The sequence below is a fragment of the Streptomyces sp. NPDC002671 genome (genome assembly GCF_053592475.1).
In genome coordinates this window covers 1-1,278 of the sequence record NZ_JBSFVU010000172.1, presented here as the reverse complement: position 1 = coordinate 1,278, position 1,278 = coordinate 1, and the positions used below count along the sequence as shown (strand labels likewise).

Sequence of the window (1,278 nt, the reverse complement as noted above, 5' to 3'; positions counted from 1 at the left end):
TGTCCCTCCCCTCGTAGCGTGAAGACCGTGACTGCAGGGGAAGTTGGGAGTCATGGCGGAGAAGCGACGGAAGTTCGATCCGGAGTTCCGTGAGGGAGCTGTACGGATCGTCACGGAGACCGGCAAGACGATCGCGGAGGTCGCCGAGGACCTGGGGATCAACGAGACCACCCTAGCGAGCTGGGTCTCCCGCGCCCGTCGGGCAGGGACCGTACCGGCTGGCGGGAGTGACGAGCTGGAGCGTCTGCGGCGGGAGAACGCCCAGCTCAAGCGGGACAACAAGGAATTGGTCATGGAGCGTGATGTCCTCAAACGCTGCATGGTCCTGTGGGTGAAGTAGCCGTGGCGGACCCGGCGTCCGTCGTCGGGGTGATCAGCGACTTCAGGACCGAGCACGGCATTTCGCACCGCGTCGCCTGCCGCGCCCTGGGCGTGAGCGAGTCGTGGTTCTACAAGCACCGCACCCACAAGCCCACCCGTCGTGAGCTGCGCAGACAGCATCTGATGGAAGCGGTGAAGGAGGAGTTCGACACGTCCGGCGGCACCTACGGCTCGCCGAAGATCTGGATAAGGCTGGTGAGGCAGGGCTGGCGGGTCTCGGTGAACACCATCGCGAAGATCATGGCCGAGCTGGGCCTGGTCGCGCGGAAGGTGTGCAGACGGCGGGGGCTGACCCGGCCGGGGAAGCGGCCGGCCGCCCCGGACTTCGTGCGCCGCGACTTCACCGCCGAGGCGCCCGACCTGGTCTGGTGCGGGGACATGACGGAGATCGAAACCGGTGAGGGCAAGCTGTACCTGGCCACGGTCATCGACCTGTTTTCCCGCCGTCTGCTCGGCTATGCGATGGGTGCCCGTCACGATGCCGAACTGGTCGTCGCCGCTCTGCACATGGCCGCGGCGACCCGCGGCGGGGACGTGCGCGGTGTCATTTTCCACACGGACCGCGGCAGCGAGTACGGCTCTCGGAGGTTCCGCCGGGCCTGTCGCCGGCTGGGCGTCTTCCAGTCCATGGGCCGGGTCGGCTCGTGCTTCGACAATGCCGTCAGCGAGGCGTTCAACAGCGTGCTGAAGGTCGAGTACGTCCACCGGCACGCCTTCGCCACACGCACCGAGGCCCGGATCCGGATCGCGACCTGGATCACCGACTTCTACAACAGCCGTCGGCTACACAGCGTGTGCGGCTTCAAGAGCCCGATCGACTACGAACACAGCTACCAGGCCAGCCTCACCGAGGAACTGGCTGCATAGGAAGGTCTCCACAGATCGGGGGGATTGACA

Annotated in this window: 2 protein-coding genes; both read left to right on the top strand. The window is 66.4% G+C overall.

Features of this window, described 5'->3' with window-relative positions:
* Positions 1 to 52 precede the first annotated feature (52 nt).
* Positions 53 to 340: a transposase gene (locus tag ACWD35_RS45535; protein WP_389341160.1), complete on the top strand. Its 288-nt coding sequence runs from the start codon at positions 53 to 55 to the stop codon at positions 338 to 340.
* A complete protein-coding gene (locus tag ACWD35_RS45530) occupies positions 328 to 1,248 on the top strand; it encodes an IS3 family transposase (protein ID WP_451357186.1) in 921 nt (306 codons plus the stop codon). The genes ACWD35_RS45535 and ACWD35_RS45530 overlap by 13 nt, the downstream gene beginning before the upstream one ends.
* Positions 1,249 to 1,278: the final 30 nt, after the last annotated feature.